The sequence below is a fragment of the Paraglaciecola sp. MB-3u-78 genome, from assembly GCF_002835935.1.
Taxonomy (GTDB): domain Bacteria; phylum Pseudomonadota; class Gammaproteobacteria; order Enterobacterales; family Alteromonadaceae; genus Paraglaciecola.
This window is the reverse complement of the sequence record NZ_PJCF01000004.1, coordinates 965,167-975,502: the sequence shown is the minus strand read 5'-3', so window position 1 is coordinate 975,502 and position 10,336 is coordinate 965,167. Positions and strand designations below refer to the sequence as shown.

At 44.0% G+C, this 10,336-nt stretch carries 4 protein-coding genes; all 4 read right to left on the bottom strand.

Features of this window, described 5'->3' with window-relative positions:
* The coding region (locus tag CXF95_RS11075) for an Ig-like domain-containing protein (RefSeq protein ID WP_198556554.1) at positions 1-3,642 on the bottom strand (3,642 nt) is incomplete at its 3' end.
* Positions 3,643-3,783: 141 nt separating this feature from the next.
* Positions 3,784-4,671, bottom strand: coding sequence for a hypothetical protein (locus tag CXF95_RS11070; RefSeq protein ID WP_157828127.1), 888 nt, complete (start codon positions 4,669-4,671; stop codon positions 3,784-3,786).
* Entirely contained in the window at positions 4,668-8,879 is a 4,212-nt protein-coding gene (locus CXF95_RS11065) for a MopE-related protein (protein WP_198556553.1), read from the bottom strand. The genes CXF95_RS11070 and CXF95_RS11065 overlap by 4 nt, the downstream gene beginning before the upstream one ends.
* A 380-nt stretch (positions 8,880-9,259) precedes the next feature.
* Complete coding sequence (locus tag CXF95_RS11060) at positions 9,260-9,826, bottom strand: PEP-CTERM sorting domain-containing protein (protein ID WP_101198720.1); 567 nt, start codon at positions 9,824-9,826, stop codon at positions 9,260-9,262.
* Between the last annotated feature and the right edge of the window lie 510 nt (positions 9,827-10,336).

Genomic DNA, 10,336 nt, shown 5'->3' with positions numbered 1-10,336 from the left:
CAGTCTTTCACTCAGAACCACCTCAAATTGTGCATCCCGCGGTATGTTCGTTGCACCATTAGGTATGTTACGGGATATTAGGATGCCTGCAGTCGTATCCGCGCCAATAGCTGTTGTGAAGTCTATGAAAATTGAGCTTGGTGTTAAATTTCCGGCCAAATCTTCAATGGAGTCTATTTGTAATTGATAGCGCGTATTACCCTGCAAAGGACTGCCAGGTTGCAGAGTAACGGTCATTCTGTTGCTACTAAGCGAGCGGTTTACAAATACAGGCTCACCGATATTGTCTACCAGGCGAATATTTTGCATCGACAACGGATTTATAGATTCTGAAAAACTAATCTTCAGACGTACATTGGTAGGAACATTGTCTTGTCCATCAAATATTGTGGTATGACTTATCTGTGGTGCTTGTATGTCCGGACTGAACCCAGTAGTAAAGTATTTAATAGTGGCTGGCAAGGTATTGCCGAACAGATCTTTTATGCCAGAGGTCAGATACATATAATATCGTCTGCCCACCAGCAACTGAGTATTTGGCACGAAAGTCAAAGACGATTTGTCATCAGCTAAGACGATGACGCCCTCGACTCTTTGGTTTAACAAAGTATCTTGCAGATAGAAGCTAGTGGGTGAAACAGTATCAGGATCGATCGGTTCAGATAACAGCGCAATAGGTTGGGTATTTACCGGCACATTTGTGGCGTTTGCTACCGGATTCGAATCTATTACAGTAGGTCGCACTGTATCTACGAAGTTGCCGGTTTCAAAACTGGCTTCAAAATCAACGATTGGGTTGCCTGCTTCGTCTCTAACCCCACTAATTTGTATGGTATGAGTGGTGAAGTCTGGCAACAGACCATTCGGGGTAAATAACAACTCGGTATTGTTTGAGATGAGTCTCAAAATTCCGGGTATTTCGAAAGTGCCACCTGAGTCAGCCAGCAAAATCAGCGAGCCTTCGTTGACTGATTTACTTCGTAGCGGTTCACTGAAAACTACACTGACCGAGGTGTTTTCGGCGATATCGGTACTTTCTGAAACCGGATCGGTTGTGAGTACGGTAGGTGGCGTTATATCAGGGTTGGTAGGATCGGTTCCTGCGTCCACCTCCGTTTTATCTTCTATGCCGTCACTATCAGTATCTTTGACTAGTGGATTGGAGCCAATAGCCACTTCCTCTCCATCATTTAAACCATCTTCATCCGTATCGGCGAGTAAGGGATCGGTCGCATAACGGTCAGCCTCCTCACCGTCGCCTAAACCATCCCCATCGGTGTCGGGTTCTACCCTGAGGGTCACTAAAGCTTGCGATGAATTGTTGCCTAAATCAACGGCACTAGCGCTAAGTTCGACAGTATCTGCAGCGCCGGTTACCGTTACCGGTACTTCGTATGGGGCGGTGGTGTCTGAAAATATCAGGGTACCGTCCAACATAAAGTTGACCACCCGAACCGCAATGTCGTCGGTGGCAGTGGCACGAGCAATAAAACGCCGGCCTTCAACTACTAATGCATTATCCAGTGGGTAATCAATCGCTACTTGTGGTGCTATGCCTTGATTGTCATTGATCAGGCGATACTGGGAGATATATAAGCGGTTACTGCCGGTGGAATAAACATAGCTTGAATCCAGTGACAGCCCGGTTGCGTCCCTATCACCAAATTGACGGATATCTATCGCACCCTGGTAGATCGGTTGTTCACGGTCTGACAGGTTAACAAAGGGTACGGCGTTGACGAACAGAATGTCCGAGAAAAAGGCAAAGCCATTGGTTAGCTCTACATCACTAGGATAAAAATTCGCCTGACCCCCAACTAAAACAGGCACCATAGGGTCGGTAATGTTAACGACTTTGTAACCACTGGTGTAAGCCGCAAGGTAGGCATACTCACCATCAGTTACCACCGCACGAATATTACCAATGTTGATACTGCCCAGGCGGACCGGAGAGTTAATATCGGATATGTCATAGACATATAAGGTCGTACTTGATGCCATCACCAGACGGTCAGAGCTAACATCAACCCCTACAATACTGCCAATACCTTCAATAAGAGCAGTACTAATAGGCTTGGTAGCATCATTGACATCTATAATTTCAACACCACTACTTTGGGTTGCGACAAAGGCATAACCATTTTGTATGGCCAAATCAACGGCACTGCCCCCTGTATCTATGTTTGACAGAAGGACGGGGAGCATAGGATCACTGACATCAACCAAGTCTAGGCCGGCAGTACCGACTGCCACATAGGCTGTGTGACCTTGTACTTTGACATCCAGCGCGCCTGCAGTGGTGTTAAAGCTTGAGGCAATAGTTGGATTTTCTTTGTCGTTTGTATCAACTATGTGCAGGCCGCCACTTGAGGCAGCTATGTATACGTAATCACCTTGCACATCAGTGTCCACACCGGTTCCGCTGAAGGTTATACTAGAAATGCCTTTAGGCTCAAAGGTCTCAACTGTCACGGGGACTTGTGTTGAGCGTCCATTATTTTCAACTGTGACGACGGCAGAGCCCTCCTGTCCACCGAATATTTCGCCCGGAGTAGCCCCAAAACTAACAATGGTTAAATCGCTGGAGGAGTATGTAGTATCAGCTGAGCTAGTTAGAACTAATTCAGAACCATCTACTAGGGTTCCAGTAATGTTTAGTTGGGTACTTACTTCGTTATCTATACCATTAAACGTCAGGACAACATTGGCGGGTGAAGAACTAAGTGAAACTAACGCTGCAGTATAATTAGCATCATTTATGTCGTCAGGATCTGAGCCAACCAACACTTCAATTCCGTCGGATAACCCATCACCATCAGTATCTGCCAGAAGTGGATTAGAGATAAATCCATCTGTACCCGCTATCACCTCCTCGCCGTCTTTAATGCCGTCGCCATCAGTGTCGGCGACATTGGGGTTCGTTCCCAGATTAAATTCTGCAATGGTGGATAAACCGTCTTTATCCTGATCTTCTAATGCATCTATAGGATCATTGGGATTTAAGCCGTTTTGGGTCTCATATTCATCTGGTAAACCATCACCATCGAGATCACCGGCGGTAGTAACCATAAAAACTCTGGACGTTAAGGCTCCGTCCAGACGAGCAATAATAAGTGCAGTGCCATTACCTGTGGCAGTGACTAAACCATTACTAGAGACTGTTGCTACAGCTGAGCTGGTAACGGAATAATTAATGCCTGATGTCGCATTAGTAACGTCTACAGTACTGTCATCACTCAAAGTGGCGGTGAGTATTAACTGAAAGTCAGCACCCATGCTGTTTAACAAAACGGGGGTGGTATTAGCAAAATCAATGGATTTAGGGGGGGGGTTGGTTACGTCAAAATGAAAGTCACCGACGTAGGTAATACCGTTTTCACTGATCCGGAAAAAATCGGTCTGACCTGAACTTGTCACTCCCGTTGCAGGGTCGATACAGGTGACACGCGCTCGAATGTTGCCTTGATTGGAAGGGATGTTAGGTAACGACCAACCGCCATCAGCAGACACCTGGATGGTGCGATTGAGTACATTAACGATGCAGTTCTCATCTAATTGAGCATTTACGGTTACTGAAAAAGCACATAACACTAAACACTTCGTTAATGAAGAGAACATTTTACGGATGTGTTTACCTTTCATGAGTAAAATTACCCTATAGTTATCAAATTTGTGGTCTGAACCTTACTCACAGACCTTCAATCTATAATCCAATCCAATATTTGTTGCCAAAATACATGACTTCGTATAACAACTGCTCGTCGAAAACGGAGACGTTGTGGGTCAAACTTCGCTTTTATTCTGCTCATACCACCGCCTTACTTTGATGATATCTGCATCATTAAAGCGTTCTTTTTTAATCGGAAAATTTTCATCTATCACAGAAAGTACTTGCGCGGCATACGATGCGTATAAGCTGCCCTGAACATTATCTTTAATTCGCGGCAGGCGTTTTTCACTGAATAAGTAGCCTAATAAGTAATCCCTGACGTCTCTGCTGGGAATGAGTTTTAAATCCTTAAATTTCTGAGTGACTCTAATAATGTCATCGTAATTATTTTCCAATTCATATAGGACACGTTTAATGGCGTCTTGGTTGCCATATCGTGCCTGCATTATTAATATTACCCAGGTGGCTGTTGAATTAGCTCGTTGTTTAGGGTGGGTGATTTTTTTTTGGGTAGTGGCATATAAGTCGTTCAAAATAGGTCTGAATCCGACTACGTTAAAAACACCTAATAAAACAATATCTTCATTACTTAAATATTCGTTATTCAATAATGGCTGAAGTCCGATTGAAACATCAGCTGACTGCACTTGATAAGACATTTGTAATAGCCACTCGTAAGTCAGAAGTAAGGTTTCTGGCTTCTTAAGTAGATATTCACCTATAATGAGCTTGGTAATCCGTGTATCAAAGTCCCTGTCTTTACGTCTGTCAGATTCTGTCATTAACGATGTCAAAACCTCACGCCTGACATTGGCTGGATTATTTGATAATAGTGATTTTGCCTTGTTAATCCCTTGTTCTATTCCATCTTGTAGCGCAGAGTGGAGCTCTGTTGTTACGCTTTCCGCACTCACATTTTCTACCAACGCCAAGTAATTCAATAAACCTATACAGATCAAAACTAGAATACTTTTGGATTTAAGGTAATTTATCTTATTCATGGATTTATGACGTCCCATTGTTTCTTCCTTAAACGAAATTTAGTTAAACTATCTCCTTGGCTCATCAAGTTCACGTTGTCTTTTTCACTGGTGCCATCAGTAAATGGCCATGCGGGATCGCTCTTCGGATGGGGCAAACTAAAAGCACCATGTCCCAACTCGTGGGCGAAACTTTTTTCCGGTGAAGTAGTTTGATCGGCATGGACAAATCCATATTTCTGCCCGAAAGACATAAATCCAAAACTATTATCGCTGGGGTTATCTACGAGGAAAATATCGTAGCTATTAGCAGTTTTACAACCTGCTATGAGCTTATCCATTTCCGTACTTGTCCAGCTCTCAACATCTATTTTACCGTCATCGTTGAGATCAAAATCTACTGAGCAGGCTGCTGTGCGTACTAAGGTCCATTTGGCTACGGCTTGTTTGTAGGCCAAGGCTAGGTGAGCCTTTATTTTTGCATCGGTTAGATCTGTACTGGTATACCCAACGTCGGCAGCGTCGACCTTTTTCTCATTAACTACACGTACTGATACCGTAAAGGTCTTTTCTGGGTATGAGGCTACGCCCATTTTCCCCAGTGAATCGGCGGTATCACCCTTGGCATCAATACTGGTTTCACCTTTAGCAACACCGGTAAAGGTTAACGTTTGTGGGCTTGCCGTTGCCATGGCCGGTGCGACCGTAGCCTTGCCTGTGGCTGAACTTTTAAATTTAACTTTTGGCGCGGCGGCAGCAGGGTTAATAAGCGCTTTTACAGTATCGGTATCGGCATTTTTTACTGATTTCCATGGCTCTGTCGGTTTGGTTTTATTGTCGAAGCCATATTTGTCGCCTAACTCTTCATATTTAACTTCTGTAACGTATACCTTTTTGCTGTCGCTACCATTGGCTGTGCTACATTCAGTACATTCCACATCACATTTTGCGGTAAAGGTGCCAAGCGCGGCGTAGGTATGATTACCGGATTTGCCGTTAGCGTTACTAGCGTCACCAAAATCCCACTTGTAGGTGTAGGCACCACAATCACCGCTTACATCGGCGTCGTAGGGCACAGCTTTACCTTTTGCGACCACCACATCGTCGTTCTTACCGGCCAATTTTACTTTAACGCTATCAATTTTTTTGTCGATCGGGCTGCCGTTTTTACATTTTTTACATACATCAATTCGTGGATCATTATCGGCGGTAATACAGTTACAATCACCATCGCAGTCCTGACAAACTGGGCAGTTGTGAGCACAACCGGCACCACCAGGTTGACTGCCGCAGTGCCAGCCTGCTTTGATTACCCCTACACCAGGATTGGATGTGACTAGAGTTGCATCATCGCTGACTGTGCCCAAACCAATAGACACAAACTCTTCGAGATCGTGATCATAAGAATACATTTCCACCTGCGCACCGGGTGGGAAGGCGTCCATATTGGGTAAGGTCAGACGAGCCGGCGGATCAAAGTGGGTATTCGTTGGCTGAATGGTCACAATAAATTGTGGTTGCATGCCGTTAGGTGGAACCATCGGGACTTTGTTCGCATTTACCTGAGTAACTGACAACAAACCTTCTTTACTGCCGTCCGGGAAGGTAACTGAACCTTTGGCTACTTCTAACTTGAAGCCGGGATATTTATCCAGAGTTAATTCCACATCTACCGGCCCTACATTCACCGCGTTTTGGGTATCTAGTTTCACCATGTATATAGGTGATGGAAGCGGGTTGTCTACACCTGGAATGGTAACAAGATTAAACGACAGGGAGGGGAACTCTCCGAGTTCGGCAGCCGCGGTTGAGCCGTCGGCTATTAAATGCACAGGGCCGATCGGCGCCTGAGTGATTTGGAATTGACCTTGTGTATCGGTTTGATCCTCTCTGTTGCTTCCTTTTATACGAATAGTCACACCTGGAATGGGCTGGTCTTGATTGTCTAACACTACGCCACTGATACGGGTATCACCCGGATCGGCAGCGACAAAACCAGTTGCACTAAAACCGGCTGTTAGCAAGGCACCAGGCGCTGCGTCTAGCAATTTCGCGGTGATCCGTTGTGCACTAATCCCTGTCAGGTAACCAAGTGTCAGTTCAGTGGTTGCCCGTCCATCACTATCAGTGGTGGTTTCATAGATTTTGCTGGCATTTTGCAGCAAACCTTCACCTTTGGTAACCGTAAATTCGACCCTCGCACCAGTCACGACATTTGCGCCGTCATCGGTTATCGCCACCACTAACGGTTCGGCTAATACTTGACCAACAGCGCCACGTTGATTATTACCGGAGTTTATGCTTATTTTATTTCCTAATTTTCCTGTGCCACTGGCGTTGAATATCAACTCGTCGTCGTAACCTACAACCTGAGCTCGTATCTTATGATTGGCCACACCGACACGGGAGCCCAGCAAAAAAGTGGTTTCTGCATTGCCCTGAGCATTTGTATCAACTACCACCGCCCTGCCTTCCTCAGATGATCCTGCGCCAACTAAGCCTGAACCCTGTGTAACTCTGAAAACCACAGCTTCATTGGGGACAGGGTCTAGGTTGTCATCCAGTACTTGTACCGCTAAGGGTGTTGGTAATACTGTATTGATGGTTGCACTCTGATTTTGACCGTCTAACAACACAAGTCGTCTACCTTGTGGAACTGTATAGTTCACCTTGATGGATGTACCGCCGACATTGCCAACTTGATCAGCCCCGGTCGCGGTGATGGTGTTTTCACCCTCACTCAGAGACACATCTATAACGGCATAACTGCGGTTGGATATGGATGCTGGCTTGCCATTTACGCTTACATTGGCCTGAGCTTGCTCTATCGTACCTCTAACTATGTCGTTAATAAGACCGGTTATGGTTATCTTATCTGAAAAAACCTCCTGACCATCTTTGTGCGATTCAATAGTCACAAAAGGTGGGGTTTGATCGAGTGAAATTGAAATGCTATCAGTCACCTGCTCAGAATTCTTACTCCCTCTGGCAAGAATAGTATTAAGGCCTTCTTCAAGCGCTACAAAGATAGAAAATTGACCTCCGGAGTGTGTAACTTCAACACCGTTGACGGTTAAAATAACCGCATCATCGTCTACCGTACCATCAACCTGAATGGGTGTAGCACCAACGGTAGCCAGAGATTGTGGCGAGGTGATTTTGACCGAAAAGGCCGACACAAGTAGTGTATCTGCGCCGCTACAATCTTCATCTATGCCGTTGTTAGCAATGTCGGTGGCACCGGGATAAATAGCGGGATTATTGTCATCACAATCTCCATCATTAGGTGTGACGCCATCTTCGTCTTTGTCGACGTCCCCTGACGGTGTAACTAGATCGCTACCATTACAATCCTCGTCAACGCCGTTATTGGCTATTTCTTGGGCGTCTGGATTGATAGCGGCATTGTTATCATCACAGTCACCGTCATCCAGAGTGAAGCCATCCAGATCACTGTCGGTGATGAGATCTGCGCCGCTACAATCTTCATCTATGCCGTTGTTTGGGATATCTGTGGCTCCCGGATTTATACTGGCATTGTTATCATCACAATCCCCAGCTTCAACCGTATAGCCATCTTGATCACTGTCAGTGATTAGGTCCTCACCGCTGCAATCTTCATCAATACCATTGTTGGCAATCTCGGTTGCACCGGGATTTATGTTGGCATTTGTGTCGTCACAATCTCCGCCTTTTACAGAGAAGCCATCTCCGTCTACGTCAGATACAGTTACGGCATCTGCACCACTACAATCTTCATCTATGCCGTTGTCGGGAATTTCTGTGGCACCGGGATGAATGTCTGCATTGTTATCATCACAGTCACCTGCTTCTACCGTTACCCCGTCGCCGTCGTTGTCTGTTCCAGTGATTTCATTGAAACTAAAGGCATAATTAAGGGCTGCTGGGTCATAGGGTATTCTGCGGTCGTGCCTGAAAATCAATCTGTTGTTACTTGCGCCTGACTCGCCAGCGGACAAGTTCGCAAAGGTTATATTACCATTGACAATGGTGGTGGGTGCCAGTGAACTGGTCACACTTAAGGAAATGTTTTCTGCGTTAAGGCCTTCGTTGGTAATGTTAACGATATACTCAAATTCGCTAACATACCGACTAACCCGTTTGGAACTAAGCTGCGTCAGATCCTCGACCAGCATGTCTGCAAGTACGGGATGCACAAAGAACGTAAAAAATGCCGACAATAATAATAGTATTTTTCCAATACGCATCTTACTCTTCCCAAGCATTTATCGTTTAGTGATCATCATTTATTTAAAGGCAGCTTTTCCAATACATGTTTGAACGAGTCAGATATCAAAAGCTAATATATGAAAATCATTATTTTGATGAAAAATAAATAACATTAAGCACAGACTACATATTGCCTAATTTCTCGATTTTCTATTTGTTGGAGGCCAAGAAGGTCGGCTTCCGGAAGTTACGTAGATATGTTTTTGGCCCTACAGCGAACAGCTGGGACGACAAGCTCTAATTAGATACTGCTAACATTCCTTAAAACTCTTACTGCAAACAAAATTCATCTTCAATTACTTTTTTATTATATTAATTGTTAGTTATAGACGACGCCAATCAAAACGTCATATTTTTATTAAGTGGTCGTATTATTACTGTAGACCACTTGTCTTTTTATTAACAACAGTCCAATAAGTATCATTGCCAGTGATGCTGGCTCTGGCACACTAGAAAGCGTGCTACCTGACGCCAATACAGCAAATGTTGAAGGATTATATACCTCGAACGCCTGCGCTACAGGCCCGCTGTTTGAGCCCAACCAGTCAAATTGTACTGAGAACCCACCGAGACTACCTCCCAGAGAGATAGGAGAAGCAAGAGCCAAAGAATCAAACAATCCGTCATCGGGAAGACCGGTGTCTGGTTGAATAACGAGACTATCCCAGACCGCGGGGGATGCCACCACAGCCAAATTTTCCGTTGTATTATAATCAAAGAAAATCGCAAATTCTTCAATGCCCGCGGCTATATCATCGTTAAATATGGTGTAATCATATTGGTAGGTATTGCCATTAACGAGATTTAATTCGTATTCAATATACACAGCTTTCGCTGAATAACTGACCGATAAAAGTGTTAACAATAAAAGCCTACGAATAATAGAGTGTGCAGTTTTAGAGTGTGCAGTTTTGCGAATAAACATATCTTCATTTCACTTTGTTAATATACATTTTGTTACAGTATTGCTCAAGATTTGTACATGCGCAAATTAATTCATAAAACATGCGACCCCAGTAAAAATAGGACCTGTATGGATTATTCCTTTCCAGAGTTTTGCTCTAATATTGTTAAAGGTGTAATTATGTTAAATAACGTGACACATAATCTACCCGTCTATGGGAATGAAAATTCACCCTAAAGGAGAGTGAAAAGTAAAAGCTCGATTTTTCATAAGTTTAAATAATGATTGTGAAATAAAGGGAGGTAAAAAAACAGACAGGGGATAAAAATAAGACTGAAATAGGACTTTTAGTGGTTTTGCAACTATAAATTTAGCAAAGCAGTTATTTATTCTTTGCTGATGTTTTTAAAAAATCAGCTGGCTAGCATATTCGGAATTGATACAGAGTCAGGATGAACAAGACATATCTATATTTAATATGGTTTTTAACCTTATTCTTATTCCTAGGGGTAGGGTGGTCAACTTATAATC

What these genes read in the sequence shown, in the direction of transcription:
- CXF95_RS11065 (WP_198556553.1), bottom strand. Translation starts at nt 8,879, where the DNA reads ATGCGTATTGGAAAAATACTATTATTATTGTCGGCATTTTTTACGTTC.
- CXF95_RS11070 (WP_157828127.1), bottom strand. Translation starts at nt 4,671, where the DNA reads ATGAATAAGATAAATTACCTTAAATCCAAAAGTATTCTAGTTTTGATC.
- CXF95_RS11060 (WP_101198720.1), bottom strand. Translation starts at nt 9,826, where the DNA reads ATGTTTATTCGCAAAACTGCACACTCTAAAACTGCACACTCTATTATT.